Here is a 23,027-nt window from a genome sequence, read left to right as displayed (position 1 = left end):
CTCACCCCGCCCAGGTCCAGTCCCGGATCTCGGGCAGGTCTTCCCCGTGGACCCGGATCCAGCGGCGGTGCCGGCCCTGGGCCTCGGTCATCCGCTGCCGCAGCACGCCCGCCGTCGCGACCAGTCCCGGGACCCGGTCGATCACGTCGATCACCAGCTGGAACCGGTCCATGTGGTTGAGCACCAGCATGTCGAACGGCGTGGTCGTCGTGCCGTGCTCGGTGTAGCCGCGCACGTGCATCCCGGCGTGGTTCGTCCGGCGGTAGGCCAGGCGGTGGATCAGCCACGGATAGCCGTGGTAGGCGAAGATCACCGGCCGGTCCGGGGTGAACAGCGCGTCGAACTCGCGGTCGCCGAGGCCGTGCGGGTGCTCGGCCGCCGGCTGCAGGCGCATCAGGTCGACGACGTTCACCACGCGCACCGCGAGGTCCGGCAGCTCTTCCCGCAGGATCTTCGCGGCCGCCAGGACCTCCAGCGTCGGGGCGTCGCCCGCGCAGCCGAGGACGACGTCCGGTTCGCGGCCGGTGTGGGTGCTCGCCCACTCCCAGATGCTCACGCCCCGGGCGCAGTGCAGGGCCGCCTGCTCGGCGTCGAGCCAGTTCGGGCTGTCGTTCTTGCCCGCCACGACGACGTTCACGTAGTCCCGGCTGCGCAGGCAGTGCGCCGCGACCTCGAGGAGCGTGTTGGTGTCCGGCGGGAAGTAGATCCGCACGACTTCGGAGCTCTTGTTCGCGACGTGGTCGACGAACCCCGGGTCCTGGTGGGAGAAACCGTTGTGGTCCTGCCGCCACACGTGCGAGGTCAGCAGGTAGTTCAGCGACGCCACCGGGCGCCGCCACGGGATCTGCCGGTGCACCCGCAGCCACTTGATGTGCTGGTTCACCATCGAGTCGACGATGTGCACGAACGCCTCGTAGCAGTTGAACAGCCCGTGCCGGCCCGACAGCAGGTACCCCTCGAGCCAGCCCTGGCACAGGTGCTCCGAAAGCACTTCGAGCACCCGGCCGTCGGGCGAGAGGTGTTCGTCGACCGGGTCGGCCGCCGCCTGCCACTCCTTGCCGGTGACCTCGTAGACCGCGTCGAGCCGGTTGGACGCCGTCTCGTCGGGGCCGAAGAGGCGGAAGTTGGCCCGGTCGGCGTTGAGCGCGAAGACGTCCCGCAGGAACCGGCCCAGCGCGCGGGTCGGCTCGGCCGACGTCGCGCCGGGGGCCGGGACGACGGCGGCGTGGGCCGCCGTGTCCGGCAGCGTGAGCGGCCGCAGGAGGATGCCGCCGTTGGCGTGCGGGTTCGCCCCCATCCGGCGTTCTCCCGCCGGGATCATCGCCGTGACGTCCGCGACCGGCCGGCCGCACTCGTCGAACAGCTCCTCCGGGCGGTAGGACCGCAGCCACTCTTCCAGCTGCCGCAGGTGTTCGGGGTCGGTCCGCACCTCGGCGAGCGGCACCTGGTGCGCGCGCCAGGTGCCTTCGACCGGCAGACCGTCCACAACGGACGGTCCGGTCCAGCCCTTGGGGCTGCGCAGCACGATCATCGGCCACGCCGGCCGGTCGTGGTGGCGGCGGATCACCGCGAGGTCGGCGACCGCCGAGTCGAGCGCGGCGGCCATCGCCTGGTGCATCGTCTCGGGGTCGCTGCCTTCGACGTAGATCGGCTCGTAGCCGTACCCGCGCAGCAAGGCGTCGAGCTCGGCGGGCGCGATGCGGGACAGCACGGTCGGGTTGGCGATCTTGTAGCCGTTGAGGTGCAGGATCGGCAGCACCGCGCCGTCGCGGACCGGGTCGAGGAACTTGTTGGCGTGCCACGACGTGGCCAGCGGACCGGTCTCGGCCTCCCCGTCGCCGACGACGCACGCGACGACGAGGCCGGGGTTGTCGAACGCCGCCCCGAAGGCGTGCGCGAGCGAGTAGCCGAGCTCGCCGCCCTCGTGGATCGAGCCGGGTACCTGGGGTGCGACGTGGCTGGGCACGCCGCCGGGGAAGGAGAACTGCTTGAACAGCTCCCGCATGCCTTCGGCGTCCCGCGTCACCTCGGGCCACGCCTCGGTGTAGCTGCCTTCGAGCCAGGTGTTGGCCAGCAGCGCCGGGCCGCCGTGCCCCGGGCCGGTGACGAGCACGGCGTTCAGGTCGTGGGTCAGGATGGCCCGGTTCAGGTGGGCGTAGACGAAGTTGAGGCCGGGTGAGGTCCCCCAGTGCCCGAGCAGTCTCGGTTTGATCTGCTCCGGGCTCAGCGGTTCGCGCAGCAGCGGGTTGGCCATCAGGTAGATCTGGCCGGCCGCGAGGTAGTTCGCGGCCCGCCAGAGGGCGTCCACCTGGGCGAGCTCGGTGCTGCCGAGCACCGCGGGACGGGCGTCGAGCGCGGTCACTTCGTCCGCTCCGGGCGGACGACGAGCACCGGGCACCCGGCGTGCTGGACCAGCGCCTGGCTGGTCGAGCCGAGGAGCATCCCGGAGAAGCCACCGTGGCCGCGGCTGCCGACGACGACCAGCTGCGCGGTCTCGCTCTCCTCGAGCAGGACGTGCCGGGGCCGGTCGCGGACCAGCTTCCGGCTGACCTCGACGTCGGGGTACTTCTCCTGCCAGCCCGCCAGCCGCTGGGCGAGCAGCCGTTCCTCGCCCTCCCGCAGGGCCTCCGGCTGGGTGCGGATGCGGGCGGTGCCGCGGGTGTCTTCGTAGGTGACGTCGCTCCAGGCGTGCACGGCGACCAGCGAGGCTTCGCGCAGCGAAGCCTCTTCGAACGCGATGGCCAGTGCCTGCTCGCTGTTCGGGCTGCCGTCGACGCCGACCACGACCGGCCCCGAGGCCGGCACGGCGGCGGAGCCGTCCCGGCCGCGGACGATCGCCACCGGGCAGTGCGCGTGGTTCGCGACCGTGCCCGCGGTGCCGCCGACCAGCATCCCGGTGAAGCCCCCGGTCCCGGTCCGGCCCACGACGAGCAGCCGGGCGTGCCGGGACTCGTCGATCAGCATCGGCACGGGCGGTTCGTTCGGCAGCTCCGTCGTGATGACGAGGTCCTTGCCCACGGAGGCGGCGAGGGAGCGGGCGTCGGCGACGACCCGCTCGCCGTCGGCCGTGAGCGCGTCGAACAGCGCTTCGGCACCGGCACCGGGCAGGCCGCCGCCGTAGTAGAGGCCGGCCAGCTGCAGCCCGTGCACGATCCGGAGTTCCAGGCGCCGGAGGGAAGCGATCTCGGCCGCCCAGGCGACGGCGGCGGTCGAGCCCGCCGAGCCGTCCACGCCCACGGTGATCCTCGGCTCGGTGGTGGTCATCGGTTCTGCTCCTCACCCGCGTAGGCGGTGTCGGCGGCGACGACGCCCGGCACGGCGAGCGCCAGCAGCCGGGCGACGTGCCGGTCGGTGTCGTCGTCGAACTGGTCGACGATGTGGACGCGGCCGTCGCGGACGTCGATCTTCCAGCGGCCGCCGCCGCCGTAGATCTCCAAGCGGTGCTTGACGTCCCGGGCGATGTCGACGTCGTCACGGGCGAGCACCCGGACGATGTCGCCGCGGGTGACGATGCCGACGACGGCCGCGCCGTCGACGATCGGCATCGCGCGGATCCGGGCGTCCACCAGTGCCTGGCAGAGGTCGGCGAGGTCGGTCCCGGTGTCCATCGCGGTGGCGGGACTGGTCATGAGGTCCCCCACCGTCGTGCCCGCGGACGTGGCTTCGGGGTGCTCGTGGACGTACCGGGGGTCCACCGGGACCCGGCCGCGGATCAAGTCGGCTTCGGTGACGATGCCGATCAGCCGGTCGTCGTCGTCGACCACGGGAAGGGCGGTGAAGCCGTGCATCGACAGCAGCTCGGCCGCTTCCTTGGCGGACGTCCACGGGTGCACGGTGATCACCGGCGAGGTCATCAGGTCGCGTGCGCGCATCGGGGTGTTCCTTTCGTGTCACCTCCCAACCTAGGAAGGCGGGACCCGGGTCACCGCTGGCGTCGGTCACCGGTCGCGGGGACTTACGTCCCTTCGCCGGATCCCGTCCACAACGGACGAAGGTCCTCGCGCAGCGCGTGCCACGCCGAGGGCAGGGCCTCGACGCACCGGGCGGCCGCGGCGGCCTCGCCGTCGTGGACCGGGCCGTCCCGGACCGCCAGCGCGCGCAGGTGCTCCCGCGCGACGACGGCGTCCTGGAACTCGCCGAGCAGGTCCTGGAACTCGCGCAGCGCCGGCTTCGCGCCGGCGGCCTCCAGCGCGTACCGGAGCCGTTCGGCGGCCTTCCGCACGTCGTGGACGGCGCGGTCGCGCGCCGGCCCGGCGGGCAGCGCGGCCACCCGGGCGACCCGCGCGTCGACGTCCGCGGCCACGACGCGGACCAGGCGGGGCAGCACCTTCGCGGCGGGACGGCGGGCCGCCTTCCGCCACTCGCGCCGCGGCTCTTCGGCCAGCACCAGCTCGAGCACGTCGAGCGCGTTCAGCAGCTGGACGTAGCGACGGCTGTCGAGCGCACGCCGGGCCCGGGCCCCGGCTTCCTCCGTGAGAGCCGCGAAGTAGGCGTCCGACCGCTCGTCCGCCCAGGGGCGCGAGCGCGCCCAGTGGACCTCGGTGTCGCGGGCGGGGGCCAGTTCGCCGCCGAGCCAGCGCAGCGCGCCGCCGACCTCCCGCAGGAGTTTCCGCCCGCCCAGCACTTCCGGGTACGCGGAAAAGACGCCCCGCAGCCGCCGCGCGGCCACGCGCATCCGGTGCACGGCGTCGGGGCGGCCCCGCCGGACGGCGAGGTCCGCGGCGGCCAGCGCGGCCAGCTGCCGGCGCACGTACTCCAGGACCACCCCGCGGGCGGAACCGTCCGGTGGCCGCTCGGGCGGCACGAGCCGGTCCCCCACCGCCGCGCGCAGCCGGGTGATCCCGCCGCCGGGGAGGTGCGCCACCGGCACCAGCTCGTCGTCGCGGGTGTAGGCCCGCAGCAGCCGGGAGAGCGTCGGCGGGACACCGAGGTCCGAGCCGGCGAAGTCGACCGGGCCGTCCGGGGTGTCGAGCCGCCAGTCACCGGCGCGCACGCTCAGCGCCAGGCCGCCGCGCAGCAGGCGCAGGGAATCCGTGTCGAAGAAGGCCGTGTCCGCGATCGTCGTCGTCATGCCGCCGCCAACCGGCGCCGGGCGAGCAGGGCGAGCCCGAGCAGCACGACCACCAGCCCCGCGGTCACCCACTGGATCGGCGCACGCACCCCGATCACCCCGAACTGGATCGCCAGCCAGCCGGTGAGCACCGCGCAGGCGGCCAGCGCGGCTCCCGGCGCGCGGAAGTCGGCCCGCCACGCGAACACCGACGCCCAGGCGAGCGTCCCGCCGACGACGAGCGCCAGCGCGATCCCGGGGAGGACCCAGCTGGTCAGCCCGAGCGGCGCGAGCCACGCCACCGGCATCGTGAAGCCCGGTGCTCCGGCGATCAAGGAGATCCCGCCGTACACCGCGCTCGCGGCGAACACCGTCTCGAACGTGGCCAGCAGGCGCATCGTGGCGCGGGTCCGCAGGGTGGTCACCGGGCGCCCCCGGTCCGCTGGGGCCGGACGACCGCCACCGGGCACGGCGCGTGCGCGATCAGCGCCTGGCTGACCGAGCCGAGCAGCATGCCGGTGAACCCGCCCCGGCCGCGGCAGCCGACCACGAGCAGCTGGGCGTGCTCGCCGCGGTCCAGCAGGGTCCGCACCGGGCGCCCGCGGGTGACCTCGAGCTCGATGGTCAGGTCCGGGTACTTCCGCTGCCAGCCCACGACCTGTTCGGCGAGCTTGACGCGCTCCGCCGCCGCGATCTCCGCCGGGTCCTCCTGGAGCGGGTGCGCCCGGAGCATGCCGTCGGCGAGGACGTCGCTCCAGGTGTGCACCGCGATGAGCCCGCAGCCGCGCAGCCGGGCCTCCTCGCAGGCGAACGCCAGCGCGGCGTCGCTGTCGGGCGAGCCGTCGGCGCCGACGAGCACGGGGCCGGTGACCGGCGGCGGGTCGTGCGGGGTCCGGCCGCGGACCACGACGATCGGGCAGTGCGCGTGCGCCACCACCGAGACGGCGGTGGACCCGACGAGCAGGCCGGTGAACCCGCCGAGCCCGCGCGAGCCCAGCACGACCAGTTCGGCGTGCTGCGACTCCTGGGTCAGCGCGGTGACCGGGCTCCACTCCCGGGCCGCGGTGGTGACGTCGAGACCGGGGTATTCGGCCAGGACCGCCTCCCGCGCTTCGGCGAGCAGGCCTTCCGCCCGCTCGGCCAGCCCGGCCCGGATCTGGGCCTGGGTGCCGAACGCGACCGGGGCCTTCACCTGCGGGAGGGCGTAGACCTGCACCAGCCGCAGCGGGCGGCCGCGGCGGTGGGCCTCGGCGGCGGCCCACCCGGCGGCTCCCACCGCCGAGGACGAGCCGTCGATCCCGGCGACGATCGCGCCGTCAGTGAAGCCGTGCATGGCTGTCCTCCTCGTGGATGAGCTGCTGGATCCGGTCGAAGCGGGAGCGGGCCCGCGCTTCGGCGGCCCGTTCCTCGGCGGCGGTCAGCACGACCGCGTCCGGGCCGGGGAAGACCGTCGACACGTGGTCGTCGGCGGTCCAGCGGACGACGTACGGGGGCGTGCCGTCGGGCGAGCGGACCTCGAGGATCCGGCCCCGCTGTCCGGGTGCGCCGGCCCGCGTGCCCTTGATGACGAGCCAGTCGCCCGGCTGTGCGTGCATGGTGTCCCTTCCTCACGTGTCCACAGTGGACGGCTCAGGGGTCGTCGGGGTACCCGGTCGCCGCGAGGCCCGGTGCGCGGCGACCCCGATCAGGAGTGCGCCGGTGGCCAGCGCCACGGCGCCGGCGAGCAGCAGGCCGAGGGCGATCCAGCCGAGCGCGGGCGCGGTCGCCCCGGCTTCGGCGCGCACGGAGATGCCGCGCGAGCCGTCGGCGTTCATCACGACGGCGGTCCACTGCCCGGCCCCCACCGGCCAGGACAGGCTTTGGGTGCCGGTACCGGACGCGGTCGCGGTCCACACCCCGGCGGCGCCGGGCGGGGTGGCCGGCGCGCCGCCGGGGTGCACCCGGTCGTTCACGCGGTCACCGGTCACGCCGCTCACCGTCGTGTACTCGGTCGCGGCCAGGTAGCCCGCGACCGCGGCCGAGCGGCCGATGCCCACGAAGACCGGGCGGCCGTCGGTGGCGGTGGCGCGGATCCGGACGTCGCCGATCGCCGCCACGGCGTCCGGCGCGCCGGGCAGCTGCACGGGATCGGTCGTCACCGCGTAGCCGCTCGCCACCAGCGTGGTCGAGCCGGCGAGGTAGCCGTCGGCGTCGCGCTGGGTGCGGTCCGCCCACAGCACGGCCCCGCCGCCGGTCAGCAGGCCCATGGCGCCGAGCACCAGCACCGCGCCGGTCACCGCGGCGGCGATCCGCCCGGCGCTCCAGCCGGCCGCCCGCGGGTGGGCGGCCCGCGGGTGCGGCGGCTCGTGGCCGGCTTCCGCACCGCCCATGTCCAGGCGGAACGGCGGGTATTCGTCGGTCATCAGCGACACGTAGGCCGCGACCCGCAGCACCCAGCGGTCCAGGCCGAGCACGAAGTCGAAGATCGGCCGCGGGTAACGGCCGGTGACCAGCAGCACCACGCCGGCGACCAGGACCAGCACACCGACGAGACCACCGGCGGCCCAGTCGAAGCCGTCGTCACGGCCGGAGCGCGACGCCAGCCAGCTGCCGCCGCCGACGAACAGCCCGACGATCACGAGGTGCGGGATGGCCAGCAGCCACCACTTCACCAGCACCAGCCCGCGCGAAAGCCGTTCCGGGTACGCGATTTCGAGCCGGGCCGGGTAGTCCGGGACGTCGGCGAAGGTGAACGGCGGGTACCGGTCGGTGCCCAGCGCCGCGTAGGAGTAGAACTGCACGCGCCAGCTCCAGCGCAGCACGCCGGAGGTGAACTCGAACAGCGGCCGCGGGTACCGGCCGGTCACCAGGATCGCGAAGAACGCCGCGATCGTGACGAACGGGTAGGCGAACCACAGGAACGCCAGCACCACGTAGTGCGGGACGGCCAGGAGCCACTTGACCAGCCACAGACCGCGCGAAAGAGGTTCGTCGAGGGTCGCTTCGACCCGGACCGGGTAGCTGCGCGGCGTGGTCATGACGCGCTCCCCGCCACTTCGGCCTTCGCCAGGCTCAGGCCGATCTCCCGGCCCCAGGCCCGGATCGACGGCCAGTCGCGGTAGTCGCCGTCCGCGACCCGCAGGGCCGCGACCATGGCGCGTTCCGCGAAGTGCAGCGAGTGGCGGTCGATCCGGCCGCCGAAGAGCCGGTGCCCCCGGGCCCCGAGCCGCAGCACCACGTCGGCGGCGCCGGCCGGTTCGTCGGCCGGGTGGTCCCGCTCGCCGACGGGTCCGCTGGAGAACACCCAGACCGGGACCCGGCGCAGCTCTTCCTCGAAGGCTTCCGCGAACTTCGCGGCCGGCTCGAGCCAGCGTCCCATGTAGACGGCGGAGCCGAAGACCACGGCGTCGAAGCCGTCGACCGAGCTGACCAGGCTCGCGTCCCGGACCTCGATCTGCGACCACATCCCGGCGTCGGTCAGCGCGGCACCGGCCGCCGTGGCGATGCTTTCGGCGATTTCCCTGGTGGCGCCATGCCGGGTGGCCACCGCGACGAGGATTCTCATGCTCCCAGGCTCGCGCGCGGGGGCCGGCCGGCTTAGGGGCCAACGACCCCGCGGGTCTCGCCGAAAGTCACCGAGGCCTCTTCCCAGAGCTCCACGCCGACGACGCCGTGGACCGTCTTGGCCAGCGCGGTCACGACGCGGCGTTCGGCCTCGTCGTGGAACACGCCGCGGATCGTCACCATCCCGCCGGTGACGGAGACGGCCCACCGGTCGCGATGACCGGCGTAGTCGGACAGCAGCGCGTTGAGGTGCGAAGCGATCGAATCGTCTTGGCGCACCAGGGGGCTCAGCATGTCGCGGCGGCTGACGATGCCGACGAGCACGCCGTCGTCGACCACCGGGATGCTGCGCAACCGGTCGCCCAGCATGCGCCGGGCGATCTCGGTGACGTCGGTGTCGAGCCCGACCGTCTCGGCGGGCGCCGTCATCACCGAGCACACCAGCACGTCCGGCGCCGGTCCCGTTCCGGGGACGCCGCTGCGCAGCGCGTCGGCTTCGGTGAACACGCCGAGCACCGCGTCGTCGTCACCCACCACCGGCAGGGCGGCGACGCAGTGCTCGGTGAGCAGCACGATCGCTTCGCGGACCGGGGTTCCCGGGCCGACCCGCACGACCGGCCTCGTCATGATGTCCCGTGCCTTCACCGCAGTTCCTTTCAGTGCACGACCGCGACCGGGCAGACCGCGTGCGAGAGCAGGGCGTTCCCGGTCGAACCCAGCACCCCGCCGGCGACCGGGCCGCGGCCGCGGGTGCCGACGACGATCAGCTGGGCCGAGGGCGCCGCTTCCAGGAGGGCGTGCGACGGATTCCGGTCCCGTACCGCGCGCGAAGAAATCGTCAGCGCCGGGTACTTCCGGGCCCAGGTCGCGACGCGCGCTTCCAGGCCCCGCTGCCCGGTGGCCTCGGTACCGTCGGTGAAGGCGTGCACGACGAGCACGGGCGCGCGGCGCGCCGACGCCTCCTCGAGCGCGAACTGCAGCGCGTGTTCGCTCGACTCGGTCGCATCCAGCCCGGCGACCACGGGGCCGCCCGGGCCGGAGTGCCCGCGCACGACCACGACGGGGCACGCGGCCCCGGCGGCGACCCGCAGGGCCACCGAGCCGATCAGGGCGCCGCGCAGCCCACCCAGGCCGTGGGAGCCCAGGACGACGAGGCCCGCGTCCGCCGATTCGGCCAGCAGCAGGTCCGTCGCGATGCCGAGCCGGACCTGGGTCTCCACCTGGACTCCCGGAGCCGTTTCGCGGGCGATCTCGGTGCCGCGGCGGAGCGCGCGGTGGACGTGCTCCAGCAGCAGTTCCGACTCGTCGTGCACCCGGGCCGGCGCGCTTTCGAAGACGCAGGCGTGCAGCAACCGCAGCGTCGTGTCGCGGTACGCCGCTTCCCTGGCGGCCCACCGGATCGCGGCGAGCGAAGCCGCCGAGGCATCCACCCCGGCGACCACGGGCCGGGTCGCGGTCGCACTCATCGGGTCCTCCTGCCGTCGCGGTTTCCTGCGGCCAGCATGGCGGGCGGGCGTACTCGCCGGTCAGAGCACGAAGTCCCTTTCACCGGGGACCAAATCCGCCAGCCGCCCGGCCGGCGTTCACCGACGCTGGAGCGATGACCGGACCTGACCTCCTGATCGACCACTTCCTCCGGCACCCGCACTTCGAGCTGGTGCGCACCGCCATCGTCGACGCGCCGGTGAAGGAGACCTACGCGGCCGCGCGCGAACTCGACTTCACCGACGTCGGCGGCGGGATCGTGGGCGTCGCCGGCTGGGTGCGCGCGCTGCCCGAGCGCCGGCACCACCGGCGCCACGGCCCGCCGCGGCGACCGACCCGGCTCACCCCCGACGACCTCGACGCCGGCTCGGAGTGGGTCCTGCTCGGCGACCGGCCGGGCAGCGAGTTCGCCCTGGGCGTCGCGGGCCGGTTCTGGAAGCCGGTGATCCCGTGGCGGCGCGTCGAGGCGGAAGACTTCGCCGGGTTCGCCGAACCCGGCTACGGCAAGCTCGTCATGGCCGTGTCGGCCATCCCGTACGGCCCGCACCGCACGCTGCTGACCGTGCACACGAGGGTCGCGATGACCGACCCGGAAAGCTGGCTGAAGTTCCGCCGGCACTGGCGCTTCGCCCGCCCCGCGCTCGGGTCCTTCCACACGGCCCTGGTCCGCACGGTGGCCGCGAACGCCCGGCGGCGGGCGGTCGCGGCCTACGCGCGCACCGATCAGGACTGAGGATCCGCCACCGGCCGCCGCGGCTCGTCCTCGGCGGCCGGCACGACGTCTTCCTCGTTCTCCTTGATCGCGTGGTGCTCGACCGCGTAGAGGTAGCGGCCCAGCTTCGGGCCCCGCCGGTCGCGCTCGGCGACCTCCCGGCGGGCTTCGGCCTCGATGGCCGCCTTTTCCTTGTCGTCCACGGCTTTCTCCTCCTCGGGTTCAGCGCGGCAGCAGGGTCGCCGCGTGGTCGGGAACGTAGGTCTGCAACCGCCGGTCGGGGCGGAAGTAGCCGGTCGGCTCCGGCCTCGGCGGCAGCGAAACCGCCTGCCGGGACACCTCGTAGTAGGGCACGCTCGAAAGCAGGTGCGCGATCATGTTCAGCCGCCCGCGCCGCTTCTCCTCGCTTTCCACCACGTGCCACGGGGATTCGGCGGTGTCGGTGTGCACGAACATGTCGTCCTTCGCCCGCGAGTAGTCCTCCCAGTGCGTCACCGACTGCAGGTCGATCGTCGAGAGCTTCCAGCGGCGCATCGGGTCGTCGATGCGCGCGGTGAACCGCCGCTCCTGCTCGTCGAGGCTGACCGAGAACCAGTACTTGCGCAGCAGGATGCCGTCGTCGACGAGCAGGCGTTCGAAGATCGGGCACTGCTGCAGGAACCGCCGGTGCTCCTCCGGGGTGCAGAACCCCATCACGCGCTCGACGCCGGCGCGGTTGTACCAGCTGCGGTCGAACAGGACGATCTCCCCCGCGGCGGGCAGGTGCTCGATGTAGCGCTGGAAGTACCACTGCGTCCGTTCGCGCTCGGTCGGGCTCGGCAGCGCGGCGATCCGCACCACCCGCGGGTTGAGGTGCTCGGTGACGCGCTTGATCGTGCTGCCCTTGCCGGCGGCGTCGCGGCCCTCGAAGACCACCACCAGGCGGGCCCCTTCGTGGCGCACCCATTCCTGAAGCTTGACCAGTTCGGCCTGCAGCCGCAGCAGCTCCTGCTCGTAGACCGGCCGCGGGATCCGCGCCTTGTTCTTGTGGCCCATACCCCGACGCTACGAAGCGGGGCCCGCGGCGGTCTGCGGCCGGACGTCGGCGCCGCCGGGGCCTTTGGTCCTTTCGCCGGGGGCGCTGCGGCCCTCCCGGTCGTCCGCTCCCGCGAGGACGGTCGGGGGATGCATGCCACGTTCCCGCTCGGGCGCCCGGCCGGTATCCGCGTCGGCGCGCACTGGTCCGTGCTCCTGATCATGGCCCTGCTCGCCGAACTGCTGGCGCAGTCCCTCCTGCCGGAGGCGGCGCCGGGGCAGCCGGCGTTCGTGTACTGGGCGACCGGGATCGCCGGCGCCGTCGTGTTCCTCGCGTCGCTGCTGGCGCACGAGCTCGGCCACGCGCTCGTCGCGCGGCACCGCGGGCTCGCCGTCGACCGCATCACCCTGTGGCTGCTCGGCGGCAGCACGGAGCTGCCCGGCGAGCCCCCGGACCCCAGGACGTCCTTCGCGGTCGCCGTCGCCGGCCCCCTGGCGAGCCTGCTGGCCGGCGGCGGGTTCCTCGGTCTCGGCCTGCTGCTGCCCACCGCCGTCCCCGCGGTCGTGATCGTCACCCTGACCTGGCTCGGCTGGACGAACCTCGTCCTGGCGGTGTTCAACCTGCTCCCCGGCTCGCCGCTCGACGGCGGCCGGATCCTCCAGGCCGTCGTCTGGCAGCGCACCGCCGACAAGCGGCGGGCCCAGGCCGTGGCCGCCCGCTCGGGCAACGTCCTCGGCCTGGTGCTCGCCGGCATCGGGCTGGTGGAGCTGCTGTGGTTCGGCAGCTTCGCCGGGGTGTGGCTGGTCGGCATCGGCTGGTTCCTCGGCTTCAGCGCCCGCGCCGAGCTCGCGACCGGCCCGGCGCGCGAGGTGCTCGGCCGGCTCCGGCTGAGCGAGGTCATGACCCCGCACCCGGAGACCGCGCCGGGCTGGTTCACCGTGCGGGCGTTCGCCGAGCAGGCGGCCACCCGCCGGTTCCGCACCTACCCGGTCGTCTCGTTCGACGGCCGCCCGGTCGGGATCGTCAGCCTGGCCGCGCTGGCCCGGGTGCCGGCGCAGGCCCGCGCTTCGACGCGCGTCGAGGACGTCTGCGTCAAGCCGCCGCGCTGCCTGGTCACCGGCCCCGACGTCCCCCTGACGGCGATCCTCGGCCGGCTCGGCGACCGGCCCGGGCAGGACCTGGCGCTGGTGGTCGAGGACGGCGCGCTCGTGGGCGTCGTGAGCCCGGACGACATCGCCCGCACGCTGGAGCTGGCGGTGCTCGCCACCGACGCGCGGCCCCGGGTGCCGTGACCGGTGCCCGCGCCCGGCGTCTCGAATGAGTCATTCAGGTCTTCGCACGTCCTGAATGACTCGTTCGAGACCGCTGGTGGGAGGCCGGCTCACGCCGACGGGAGCGTGAAGTACGCCTCTTCCTCCTGCGCGAAGTGCAGCGTCAGCACCGCGTCCAGCCCGTAGAGCGTCGCGCGCAGGTCGTCCACCTGGTCGGGCTGGATCCCGCCCGGCGCTTCGGCGAGGTGCCGCTGCAGCCGGCGGGCCAGGCGGCCGATCTCGGCGTGCTCGCGGCTCATCGTGACCGTGCCCTCGGGCCCGCCCAGCGCTCGCGCCAGCGCCGGGTACAGCTCGGTCTCCTCCGCCTCTTCGTGCGGCAGCAGCTGCTCGGTCAGCAGCCGGGCGGCCGTGCGGGCGGCTTCGTCCGCGGCCGCCGTCGCGCCGTCCGCCAGCGCGTCGGCCGCCTGGCGGACCGCGAGGCGCGCGGGCAGCAGGCGCTCGTGCTCGGATTCGAACCGGCGGACCAGCCCGGCGGGTGCCGGGCCGCCGGGTTTCGCGCCGCCCAGCGCGCGCAGCGCGTTGAGGATCACCGCGACGTCGATGGCCTCCTGCACCAGTGCCCCGGCGACCGGTACCAGGAAGCCGCCGGCCGCGGCGAGCATGGCCAGGAGCGACAGCAGCGTCCCGGCCACCGCGCTCTGCACCGCGAGCCGTCGTGACCGGCGGGCGATCTCGGCGGCGTCGGCGAGCCGGTCGAGCCGGTCGTCGAGGATCACCGCGTCCGCGGCCTGCGCGGCCGCGGTGGCACCCCGTGAGCCGAGGGCGACACCGACGTCCGCGGCGGCCAGCGCGGGCGCGTCGTTGACGCCGTCGCCGGTCATCACCGTCACGCCGCTCGCGCTCGCGGCTTCGACCGCGCGGACCTTCTCCGCGGGCGTCACCTCGGCGTGGACGTCGTCGAGGCCGAGCATCGCGGCCACTTCACGCGCGTTGTCGACCCGGTCGCCGGTGAGCAGCCGGATCTCGCCGATGCCGGCCGCGCGCAGGCGGCGCATCGTGCGCGCGGCGTCGGACCGGATCGGGTCCTTCGCCAGCAGCGCGGCGACGGGCTCGCCGTCGAACTCGACCCACAGCACGGAGGCGAGGTCGAGCCGGCCCCGGCGGGCCGCACCGAGCGCCCACGCCGGCAGCCCGGTCCCCGCGGGCGGACGGCCCACGCTGACCCGGCGGCCGCGGACCCGGCCGCCGACGCCGGAACCGGGCTGCTCCGAGACGTCCTCGGCCGGGGCCGGGCCGACGCCCGCCGAAGCGGCGGCGCGGACCACGGCCGCGGCGAGCACGTGCGGCGAGTACTGCTCGACCCCGGCGGCGTGCTCGAGGACCTCGGTCACGTCGTGGCCCGGCGCGCAGACGACGTCGGTGACCTCGGGCCGGCCCCGCGTGACGGTGCCGGTCTTGTCCATCAGCAGCACCGCGGCCCGGCCCAGGGCTTCGAGCGCGGCGCCGTCCTTGACGACGACGCCGGCTTTCGAAGCCCGGGACATGCCGCCGGTGATCGCGATCGGCACCGCCAGCAGCAGCGGGCACGGCGTCGCGGTCACCAGCACGGCGACCGCGCGCCCGGCCTCCCCGGTCAGCGCCCAGGCCAGTGCGGCGAGCAGCAGGGAGGCGGGCAGGAACCAGATCGCGACGCGGTCGGCCACCCGGGCCACGCGCGCGGTGCGGGCCGCGGCCTGTTCCGCGAGCCGCACGACACCGGCGTAGGCGCTGTCGGCGGCCGCGGCGCTCGCCCGCACCCCGGCCGCCGCCCCGGCGTTCACCACTCCACTGTGGACGGTGTCGCCGGCCCGGCGGGACACCGGCAGCGGTTCGCCGGTGAGCGCGGACTCGTCGAAGGTCCCGCCCTCCGGCAGCACGCCGTCCACCGGCACCACCTCGCCCGGCAGCACGACGATCAGCTGCCCGGGCCGCACGGCGTCGACCGGCACGGTCTCGTGCCCGGTCCCGGTGCGCAGGTGGGCCACGCGCGGCGCGCGGTCCAGCAGGGCGGTGAGGTTGCGGCTCGCCCGCCGCTGCGCACCGGCCTCGAGCACCCGCCCGGTGGCGACCATCGCGGCGACGATCGCGCCGGCCAGGTACTCCCCGACCGCCACGGTGGCCGCGAGGGCGAGGACGGCGAGCAGGTCCGCGCCCCAGCGGCGGGCGCGCAGGTCGGCCGCGACCCAGACGACGGCCGGCACCAGCGTGACGGCGGCCGCGGCCGCCCACACGACGTTCGCGGCGGTCCGCGCACCCGCCCACCACGCCACGCCGCCGGCCGCGACGAGCACCAGCACCGCCGCCAGCAGCGCGGCCTCCCGGAGCCGCGACGGCACCTTTTCAGCCCGCACGACGGCCCCCGTCACCCGTGACCGGCACGACGGACGCCGGCTTCGGCACGTGGCCGGGCCGGCGGACCGCGCGCGCGGTGTCGTCCGCGTGGGCGAAGGGATCGGTCGGGTGCGGCACGGCTTCCTCCCGGCGAGCGGATCGGACGTCCAGGGTCGGCCGCCCGCCGCGAGCGGGAAAGAGTCCAAGGGCCTCAACCGCGGCCCGGGGTGGAAGCACTTCGGCTCTGGGAGCCCGGGGCCGCCCCGGCGAGCATGGGGGTGCGGACCGACCCGAGGAGGAAGCGATGGACCAGAACCTGCCCGATGCGTACACGGTGAGGGCGGCCATCGCGCTGGCCGTGCGCGCACCGTCGGTGCACAACACGCAGCCGTGGGACTGGCGGTTCAGCGGCCGCACGGTCGAGCTGCGCGCCGACGCCGGCCGGCACCTGCGGAACACCGACCCCGACGGGCGCGACCTGCTCATCAGCTGCGGGTGCGTGCTCCACCACTTCACCGTCGCGGCCGCCGCGCTCGGCTGGGCCGCGCAGATCGAGCGGCTGCCCGAGCCCGGCGTGCCGGCCCGGATCGTGCTGGTCCCCCACGACACCCGCGACGGCGACATCGCCCTCGCCGCGGCGATCCCGCGCCGCCGGTCGGACCGCCGCCGGTTCGCCCAGCGCCCGTTGCTGGTGCGCGACCAGGTGTTCCTCGCGAAGAGCGCCACCGACCGCGGCGCGCTGGTGCGCTTCCTGGACGACGCTCCGCGGCTCTCGGCGCTGACCGGCGCGGCCGTGGCGGCCCAGGAACTCCACCGGGCCGACGCGGACTACGGCATCGAGCTCGCGGCCTGGAGCGGCCGGCGCTACAGCCCGGACGGGGTGCCGGCGCAGAACGCGGTCCAGGCGGCCACCGCCGCACCGCGGGTCCGTGACTTCGCCGACGCGCAGCTCGCCGACACCACCGGACCGGACGGCGCGGTCCTGGGCGTGCTGGCCACCCGGGCCGACGAACCGGCCGACCGGCTCCGCGCGGGCGAAGCGGCGAGTGCGCTGCTGCTGACCGCGACCCGGCTGAACCTCGCGTCCTGCTTGATCACGGAGCCGCTGGAACTGGCCAGCACCCGCGGCCTGATCCGCGACTGCGTCCTCGGCGGCGCGCTGCAGCCCCAGCTCGTCGTCCGCATCGGCTACCTCCCCGAGGGCGCCGGTCCGCTGCCGGCGACGCCGCGCCGCCCGATCGGTGAGGTCCTGCGACCGCCGGCCCACCCCTACGGCGCCGGGCTTCCGGTGCCGACCGAGCTGCGCGGCCGCTGAAAGACCGGCGACCGTAGAAGCGGGGACTTTCGGCCCCGCGAACGAGGACGGTCCGGCCCTCGTCGCCCGGTCACCCGCGGCGGAGTCTGGGTCCAGACGAAAGCGAGGCCCATCATGGAAAGCCGAAACTCCTCCGGTGGATTCGCCCCGGCGACGACGGCCGAGACCGCCCGCCGCAACCGCCGGGACCGCCTCGCGCTGCGGCCGGCGGACTTCGTGGCACCCCGCTACGCCGGCGTCTCCGACCACCGCCTGGCACTGGCGCTGACGACCGAGGACCGGTCCGAAGAGGACGGTCTGGACCCGCTGGAGCGCGTCACGTGCCGCACGCACCGGCGCTGGCTGCACGACTGCGTCGCCTCGCCGCTGCACGTCGTCATCGTCACCGGCACGCGCTGGTGCCGCGAGTGCGAGTGCGCGCTGAACGTCGCGATCGACCAGCTGGCCGGCGACGTCGCGGTGCGCTGCCCGTCCTGTGGCGGGACCCCGGCCACCCGCGCGACCCGCCAGCTGGTCCGCGCGTGCCGCGCCAGCCTGGCCGCCGCGGCCGACCGCTGATGTCCGCGAGCCGGAGCCGCCTGTACCGCAGTGGTGTCCTGGAGCGGGAGAACCTCTCCGTCGCGGACGCCACCCGGCACCTCGCCGACCCGGCCGTGACGCTCTGGCTGGACCTCGACGCCCCCACCGAAGCGGACCTGGCCGCGCTCACCGCGGAACTGGGGCTGCACCCCCTCGCCGTCGCGTCGGTCCTCGACGACGACCACCAGCGGCCGAAGCTGGTCCACTACGACCACCACTCGTTCCTCGCCGCCTACGCCGTCCGGCTGGACCCCGGCGAAGGCGTGCTCCGGGCCTCGGAGCTCGACGCGTTCGTCACCGACCGCGTGCTGGTCACCGTGCACCACAACAACACCGCGGACATCGACGCCCTCACCGAGCGCTGGGACAGCACCCCCGAGCTCGCCAAGAGCGGCACGGGATTCCTGCTGCACGGCCTGCTCGACCTCCTCGTCGACGGGCACTTCGACGCGCTCCAGACCCTCGACGAGCAGGTCGAGGAGCTCGAGGACCTGGTCTTCGCCGACGAAGCCGACCCCACGGACCTGCAGCGCCGCTCCCTGCGGCTGCGCAAGAGCCTCAGCCGGCTGCGGCACCTGGCCCTGCCGATGCGGGAGATCGTCAGCTCGCTGATGCGCCGCGAGGTCCGCACCGTCGACGACACCCTGCTGCCCTACTTCCAGGACGTCCACGACCACGTCCTGCGCGTCACGGAGTGGACCGAGTCGCTGCGCGATCTGCTCGCGACGATCCGCGAGACGCAGCTGAGCATCCAGGGCAACCGGCTCAACACGATCATGAAGAAGGTGACCAGCTGGGCCGCGATCATCGCCGTGCCCACCGCGATCACCGGGTTCTACGGCCAGAACATCCCCTACCCCGGGTTCGCCCAGGCGTCCGGGGTGTGGGTCTCGACGCTCGCCATCCTGGTCATCTCGTCGACCCTCTACGTGCTGTTCAAGAAACGGGACTGGCTGTGAGCACCCGCCGGCGTTCACTCTCGGGCTGCCGGGCGAAGCACGGAACCGGGCGGAGGATGACCGCCACCGCCGCGAACCGGCTGCTCGTCCGCTTGCTCGCGTCCGGGCTTTCCCCGCTCGTGGCCGGAAAGCTCTGCGCACTGCGCTACCCGGCGGCCCGGCGGCCGTCGCCGGTCGTGTTCCCCGTGCAGTACGCCCGTTCGGGCGCGGGGATCCTGGTCGTGGCCGGGAACCCGGACGGCAAGCGCTGGTGGCGGCACTTCCGCGCCGGCCACCACGCCGACGTCCTGCTCGACGGCCGGTGGACGGCCGCCGAAGGGCGGGTGCTCGCCGGAGCCGAGCGGGCCGCGGCCGCCGAGACCTACCGGAACCGCTTCCCGCGTGTCCGCCTGACCCCGGACACGCCGGTCATCGGCTTCACCGTCGCCGCCCAGCCGCCGCTGCGCGGGCGGCGCTTGGCGTGGACCTGGTTCCTGCTCGTGACCGTGGCCGAGTTCTCCGGTTTCGCGATCCCGGCGACGGCCGGCGCGCTCACCGCGGGCTCCCCCGCCGCCCTCCCCGTGCTGCTGGTCGCCGGCGCGGCCGAAGGGACCGTGCTGGGCGCGGGGCAAGCGCTCGTCCTGAGCCGCGCCCTGCCCGCGGTGAACAGGCGGCACTGGATCGCGGGCACGGCGGCCGCGGCGGCGTTCGCCTACCTCGCCGGGCTCGCGCCGAGCACCTGGGCAACCCGGCTGAGCAGCTGGCCGCCCCTGGTCCTCTGGCCGGCCGCGGGGATCCTCGGCCTGGCCCTGCTCTGCTCGATCGGCTTCGCCCAGTGGCTGGTCCTGCGCCGCCACGTTCCCCGTTCGGCGCGGTGGATCGCCACCACGGCCGGCGCGTGGCTGGTCGGCCTCGCGGTCTTCCTGGGGGTGACCACGCCGCTGTGGCAATCCGGTCAGAGCCTCCCCACGACGATCGCCGTCGGGGTGCTCGGCGGCCTCCTGATGGCGGCCACCACGTCGGCGGTCACCGCACTCGCCCTTCGCCGCCTTCCCGGGCTGAGCTGACCCGCCGCCGCGCCGCCACCCGGTGCCAGAACAGCTTGTCCGCCTCCACCACGGCGAACGCCACGACCGCGGCACCCAGGACCCACAGCCAGGAGCCGGCGCCGACCGGCGCGGTGTGGAACCACGTGTTCATGACCGGCGCGTAGGTCAGCAGCAGCTGGAGCCCGGCCGTGAGCCCGAGGCCGAGACCGAACATCCGGCTGCGGCCCGGCCACGCGAGCAGCACCGGCCGGTCCAGCGACCGGCAGCTGAGCAGGTACGCGGCCTGCACGCCGACGAACACGTTGATCGCGCTCGTGCGGGCCTGCGCGAGCGACCAGCCCGCGGCCAGCTCGGCTCGGTGGACCACGAACGCGGCCACGACCAGCAGGAGCGACACGAGCACGACCCGGCGCAGCAACGCGGCGGTGAAGAGCGGCCGCTTCGGCGGGCGCGGTGGCCGGGCCATGATGCCGCTCTCGGTGGGTTCGAACGCCATCGTGAGACCGAGGAACACCGCCGTCGTCATGTTGATCCACAGGATCTGCACCGGCACGATCGGCAGCGTCGCGCCGAGCAGGATCGCGACCAGCACGACCATGCCCTCGCCGATGTTGGCCGGCAGCGTCCAGGCGATGAACTTCCGCAGGTTGTCGAAGACGCTCCGGCCTTCCCGCACCGCCGACTCGATCGAGGCGAAGTCGTCGTCGGTCAGCACCATGTCGGCGGCCTGCCGGGCGGCATCGGTGCCGTTGCGCCCCATGGCGACGCCGATGTCCGCGCGGCGCAGCGCCGGTGCGTCGTTGACGCCGTCGCCGGTCATCGCGACCACGTGCCCGCCCCGCTGCAAGGCGTGCACCAGCTGGAGCTTCTGCCCCGGCGACACCCGGGCGAACACCTGCGTGGCCGCCACCGTCTCGTCGAACCCGGCTTCGGGCAGCTCCGCCAGCTCGGCTCCGGTGAGGACCCGCGCGGCCGCGGCGTCGTCCACCAGACCGACTTCGGCGGCGATCGACCGGGCCGTCCCGGCGTGGTCGCCGGTGATCATCTTGACCTGGATGCCCGCGCTGCGGCACGCCGCGACCGCGGCGACCGCTTCCGGCCGCGGCGGGTCGTGCATCGCCTGCAGGCCCAGCAAAGTCGGTGCCGAACCCGGGGTGAAGCGGGCGAACGCCAGCACCCGCAGGCCCTGATCGGTCAGCTCCCGGTGCAGCCGGTCCAGCGCGGCCGGGTCGAGGGGACGGACGCCGCCGGGGCCGAGCTCGGTCTCGCACCGCGCGACCACCTCTTCGACCGCGCCCTTGAGGTAGCCGACGGCGCCGTGCACCGTCGTCATCGTGCGGGTCTCCGACTCGAACGGCACGGTGTCCGTGCGCGGCGCGGCGGCGCGGATCGCCTCGGGGTCCAGCCCGGCCGCGATCGCCGACTCGAGCAACGCGATCTCGGTCGGGTCGCCCTCGCCGAGCTGGGCATCGTTGCAGAGGACGCCGGCGACGAGGCACTCGCGGGCCTCCGCCGGGGGAACCACCCGGCCGGCGACGGCGAGGGTGGTCACGGTCATCCGGTTCCGGGTGAGCGTGCCGGTCTTGTCGGTGCAGATGACCGTGGTGCCGCCGAGGGTCTCGACCGCCGGCAGGTTCCGCACGATCGCGCCCCGCCGCGACATCCGCACCACGCCGATGGCCAGGACGATCGCCACCGCGGCCGGCAGGCCCTCGGGAATCGCGCCGACGGCGAGGGCGACGACGGCGGTGAACATCTCGGGGGCCGGGGTGCCCCGGCCGACGCCGAGCGCGAACGCCCCGGCCGCGACCGCGACGATCGCGATGCTCAGCTGCCGCGAGAACCGGGCCAGCTTGCGGGTGAGCGGGGTGGCGACGACCTCCGCGGTGGCCACCAGGTGCTGGATGCCGCCCAGCTCGGTCGCGCCGCCGGTCGCCGTGACCACCGCGCGGGCCCAGCCGCGGGTCACCAGCGTCCCGGAGTAGGCGCAGCCGGCCCGGTCGGCGACCACGGCTTCCGCCGGCACGGCGTCGGCGGACTTGCGCACCGCCATCGACTCGCCGGTCAGGGCCGACTCGTCGACCTCCGCCATGCGGACCTCGACGAGGCGCACGTCGGCGGGCACCCGGTCCCCCGCCGCGAGCTCGACGACGTCGCCCGGCACGAGCCGCACCGCGGGGATCCGCCGGGTGACGCCGTCGCGGACGACGGTCGCGTCGGCCGGCAGCATCTTCGACAGCGCGTCGAGCGCGCGTTGCGCCCGCGACTCCTGGACGAACCCGACGAGGGCGTTGAGGGCGACGACCCCGCCGATGACCCCGGCGTCGACGTAGCCGCCGAACAGCCCGGTCACCACGCCGGCGAGCAGGAGGACGTAGATGAGGGGGTCGTGGAACTGGCGCAGCAGCCGGAGCACCGGACCCGGCCCGGCTTGCGCCGGCACTTCGTTGGGGCCCGAGCGCGCAAGCCGCGCTTCGGCTTCTTCGGTGCCGAGACCGGTTCGCGGGTCGACGCCGAGCTGCTCGGCGACGTCGGGCGCCGGGCGGGCGTGGAACGCCTCGGGGTGGGCGGTGGTCTTCACTGCGCTGCCTTCCGTTCCCGGTCTTCGCCGCTCGTCACCGCGGCCAGGCGGGCGACGAACTCCGCCGGGGTGGCCGACCCGGCGCGCAGCGCCCGCTGCCGCTCGGCGCCCCCGCCCCGGGACCTGAGCGCGCACCAGCCGGCCACGACGTCGTCGAGGTCACCCATCGCCCGCAGTGCGGGCCGGACGTAGGCGAGCAGGTCCTCGACCAGTCCTTCGTGCGCCACGGGGATGCCGGTCAGCACGTCGACGCCCGGTCCGGCGAGGCCGTACCGCGCGGCCGCCCGCAGCGCCCGCTCGACGAGCGCGTCCGGTACGCGCGGCGGCGGCGCGCCGCGGCGCTCCTCGGCCAGCGCGGTGACGACCAGGCCCCGCACCAGGCCCGCGAGCAGCACCGCGTCGGCCACCTCGAGGCAGACGTCGGCGATCCGCACCTCGACGGTCGGGTGGCGCGGGGACAGGCGAGCGTAGAAGTAGACGCTGCGGGCGTCGATCGCCTGCCCGCCGCGGACGGCACCGCCGACCGCCGCGTCGTAGTCCGCGACGTCGCGCCACTCGCCCGGCGGGCGGGCCGTCGGCCAGCGCGACCACAGCGGGTACCGGGCGCTGGCCCACCCGGAATCGAGCCCCTCGACGTACGGCGAGTTCGCGCTGATCGCCAGCAGGGCAGCGAGCCACGGGCGCAGCCGCGCCAGCACCCGCGCCCCGGCGGCCCGAGACGGGACCCCGACGTGGACGTGGCAGGCGCACGTCCCCGCCTCGCCCACCAGCGCGGGAAACCGGGCCGCCAGCGTGCGGTAGCGCGGATCGGCCGTGACCCGCGGCGCCGCGCCGAACGGGGCGACGCCCGTGGCCAGCGCGACGCAGCCGGCGGGTTCCGCGGCCTCCGCCAGCCGCCGCCGCAGCCGGGTCAGGTCCGCCCGGACCTGCGGCAGCGACCGGCACACGCCGGTCGCCGTCTCCACCTGGAACCGCAGGAACTCCGCTTGTACGCCCGGCTCGTCCGCCAGCAGCTCCAGGACCCGCGGTGCCACCGCGGCCGTCGCCCCCGACCGCGGGTCGGCGAGCACGAACTCCTCCTCGACCCCGACCGTGCTTCCCCCGTCGGCCACGACCGGC

Annotated in this window: 23 protein-coding genes; 6 read left to right on the top strand and 17 right to left on the bottom strand. The window is 74.9% G+C overall.

Features of this window, described 5'->3' with window-relative positions; all coding sequences use genetic code 11:
* Position 1: 1 nt before the first annotated feature.
* From AB5J73_RS32690 to AB5J73_RS32640, 11 genes are all read right to left on the bottom strand, one after another.
* Entirely contained in the window at positions 2-2,362 is a 2,361-nt protein-coding gene (locus AB5J73_RS32690; RefSeq protein ID WP_370962574.1) for a phosphoketolase, read from the bottom strand.
* Complete coding sequence (locus AB5J73_RS32685) at positions 2,359-3,264, bottom strand: universal stress protein (RefSeq protein ID WP_370962573.1); 906 nt, start codon at positions 3,262-3,264, stop codon at positions 2,359-2,361. The genes AB5J73_RS32690 and AB5J73_RS32685 overlap by 4 nt, the downstream gene beginning before the upstream one ends.
* A complete protein-coding gene (locus AB5J73_RS32680) occupies positions 3,261-3,872 on the bottom strand; it encodes an HPP family protein (protein ID WP_370962572.1) in 612 nt (203 codons plus the stop codon). Before AB5J73_RS32680 ends, AB5J73_RS32685 begins: the two co-directional genes overlap by 4 nt.
* A gap of 83 nt (positions 3,873-3,955) precedes the next feature.
* Positions 3,956-5,071 (bottom strand): CHAD domain-containing protein, encoded by a 1,116-nt coding sequence (locus AB5J73_RS32675; RefSeq protein WP_370962571.1) that lies wholly within the window; start codon positions 5,069-5,071, stop codon positions 3,956-3,958.
* Positions 5,068-5,475, bottom strand: a complete 408-nt coding sequence (locus AB5J73_RS32670; protein ID WP_370962570.1) for a hypothetical protein — start codon at positions 5,473-5,475, stop codon at positions 5,068-5,070. The genes AB5J73_RS32675 and AB5J73_RS32670 overlap by 4 nt, the downstream gene beginning before the upstream one ends.
* Positions 5,472-6,383, bottom strand: a complete 912-nt coding sequence (locus AB5J73_RS32665; protein WP_370962569.1) for a universal stress protein — start codon at positions 6,381-6,383, stop codon at positions 5,472-5,474. Before AB5J73_RS32665 ends, AB5J73_RS32670 begins: the two co-directional genes overlap by 4 nt.
* On the bottom strand, positions 6,367-6,645 hold the full coding sequence (locus tag AB5J73_RS32660; protein ID WP_370962568.1) for a DUF1918 domain-containing protein: 279 nt from the start codon (positions 6,643-6,645) through the stop codon (positions 6,367-6,369). Before AB5J73_RS32660 ends, AB5J73_RS32665 begins: the two co-directional genes overlap by 17 nt.
* A gap of 12 nt (positions 6,646-6,657) precedes the next feature.
* Positions 6,658-8,067, bottom strand: a complete 1,410-nt coding sequence (locus AB5J73_RS32655) for a DUF4389 domain-containing protein (RefSeq protein ID WP_370962567.1) — start codon at positions 8,065-8,067, stop codon at positions 6,658-6,660.
* Positions 8,064-8,594: a flavodoxin domain-containing protein gene (locus tag AB5J73_RS32650; protein WP_370962566.1), complete on the bottom strand. Its 531-nt coding sequence runs from the start codon at positions 8,592-8,594 to the stop codon at positions 8,064-8,066. Before AB5J73_RS32650 ends, AB5J73_RS32655 begins: the two co-directional genes overlap by 4 nt.
* Before the next feature lie 32 nt (positions 8,595-8,626).
* Positions 8,627-9,238: a CBS domain-containing protein gene (locus tag AB5J73_RS32645; RefSeq protein ID WP_370962565.1), complete on the bottom strand. Its 612-nt coding sequence runs from the start codon at positions 9,236-9,238 to the stop codon at positions 8,627-8,629.
* Between the two features lie 11 nt (positions 9,239-9,249).
* Positions 9,250-10,059 (bottom strand): universal stress protein, encoded by an 810-nt coding sequence (locus AB5J73_RS32640; RefSeq protein ID WP_370962563.1) that lies wholly within the window; start codon positions 10,057-10,059, stop codon positions 9,250-9,252.
* 134 nt (positions 10,060-10,193) lie between these two features.
* Between AB5J73_RS32640 and AB5J73_RS32635 the strand changes: the two genes are divergently transcribed.
* Complete coding sequence (locus tag AB5J73_RS32635; protein WP_370962562.1) at positions 10,194-10,811, top strand: hypothetical protein; 618 nt, start codon at positions 10,194-10,196, stop codon at positions 10,809-10,811.
* Here AB5J73_RS32635 and AB5J73_RS32630 read toward each other — a convergent pair.
* Both AB5J73_RS32630 and ppk2 read right to left on the bottom strand, forming a co-directional pair.
* On the bottom strand, positions 10,802-10,993 hold the full coding sequence (locus AB5J73_RS32630) for a hypothetical protein (protein ID WP_370962560.1): 192 nt from the start codon (positions 10,991-10,993) through the stop codon (positions 10,802-10,804). The genes AB5J73_RS32635 and AB5J73_RS32630 overlap by 10 nt on opposite strands.
* A 19-nt stretch (positions 10,994-11,012) precedes the next feature.
* A complete protein-coding gene (gene ppk2, locus AB5J73_RS32625) occupies positions 11,013-11,825 on the bottom strand; it encodes a polyphosphate kinase 2 (protein WP_370962559.1) in 813 nt (270 codons plus the stop codon).
* A gap of 129 nt (positions 11,826-11,954) precedes the next feature.
* Here ppk2 and AB5J73_RS32620 point away from each other — a divergent pair, with 129 nt between their 5' ends.
* Positions 11,955-13,097, top strand: a complete 1,143-nt coding sequence (locus AB5J73_RS32620) for a site-2 protease family protein (RefSeq protein ID WP_370962557.1) — start codon at positions 11,955-11,957, stop codon at positions 13,095-13,097.
* Between the two features lie 89 nt (positions 13,098-13,186).
* Here AB5J73_RS32620 and AB5J73_RS32615 read toward each other — a convergent pair whose 3' ends face one another.
* Together AB5J73_RS32615 and AB5J73_RS32610 are read right to left on the bottom strand one after the other, a co-directional pair.
* Complete coding sequence (locus tag AB5J73_RS32615; protein ID WP_370962556.1) at positions 13,187-15,466, bottom strand: heavy metal translocating P-type ATPase; 2,280 nt, start codon at positions 15,464-15,466, stop codon at positions 13,187-13,189.
* Positions 15,456-15,584, bottom strand: coding sequence for a hypothetical protein (locus AB5J73_RS32610; protein ID WP_370962555.1), 129 nt, complete (start codon positions 15,582-15,584; stop codon positions 15,456-15,458). Before AB5J73_RS32610 ends, AB5J73_RS32615 begins: the two co-directional genes overlap by 11 nt.
* A 166-nt stretch (positions 15,585-15,750) precedes the next feature.
* On the opposite strand from AB5J73_RS32610, the gene AB5J73_RS32605 reads away from it, so the two are divergent.
* The 4 genes from AB5J73_RS32605 (at position 15,751) to AB5J73_RS32590 (ending at position 19,345) form a co-directional block, all read left to right on the top strand.
* Positions 15,751-16,761 carry a hypothetical protein gene (locus tag AB5J73_RS32605; RefSeq protein ID WP_370962554.1) on the top strand — a complete coding sequence of 337 codons (1,011 nt, stop codon included), beginning with the start codon at positions 15,751-15,753 and terminating at the stop codon, positions 16,759-16,761.
* 114 nt (positions 16,762-16,875) lie between these two features.
* Complete coding sequence (locus tag AB5J73_RS32600; RefSeq protein WP_370962553.1) at positions 16,876-17,319, top strand: hypothetical protein; 444 nt, start codon at positions 16,876-16,878, stop codon at positions 17,317-17,319.
* Positions 17,319-18,299 (top strand): magnesium transporter CorA family protein, encoded by a 981-nt coding sequence (locus AB5J73_RS32595; protein ID WP_370962551.1) that lies wholly within the window; start codon positions 17,319-17,321, stop codon positions 18,297-18,299. Before AB5J73_RS32600 ends, AB5J73_RS32595 begins: the two co-directional genes overlap by 1 nt.
* A gap of 56 nt (positions 18,300-18,355) precedes the next feature.
* Positions 18,356-19,345, top strand: coding sequence for a hypothetical protein (locus tag AB5J73_RS32590; protein WP_370962550.1), 990 nt, complete (start codon positions 18,356-18,358; stop codon positions 19,343-19,345).
* Here the strand turns inward: AB5J73_RS32590 and AB5J73_RS32585 are convergent.
* Together AB5J73_RS32585 and AB5J73_RS32580 are read right to left on the bottom strand one after the other, a co-directional pair.
* Positions 19,305-21,908: a cation-translocating P-type ATPase gene (locus tag AB5J73_RS32585; protein WP_370962548.1), complete on the bottom strand. Its 2,604-nt coding sequence runs from the start codon at positions 21,906-21,908 to the stop codon at positions 19,305-19,307. The genes AB5J73_RS32590 and AB5J73_RS32585 overlap by 41 nt on opposite strands.
* Positions 21,905-23,020 (bottom strand): glutamate--cysteine ligase, encoded by a 1,116-nt coding sequence (locus AB5J73_RS32580; RefSeq protein ID WP_370962547.1) that lies wholly within the window; start codon positions 23,018-23,020, stop codon positions 21,905-21,907. The genes AB5J73_RS32585 and AB5J73_RS32580 overlap by 4 nt, the downstream gene beginning before the upstream one ends.
* Between the last annotated feature and the right edge of the window lie 7 nt (positions 23,021-23,027).

It is taken from the genome of Amycolatopsis sp. cg9 (genome assembly GCF_041346945.1).
Taxonomy (GTDB): Bacteria; Actinomycetota; Actinomycetes; order Mycobacteriales; family Pseudonocardiaceae; genus Amycolatopsis.
The sequence above is the reverse complement of the archived record's forward strand: the minus strand, read 5'-3'. Positions and strand labels throughout refer to the sequence as shown.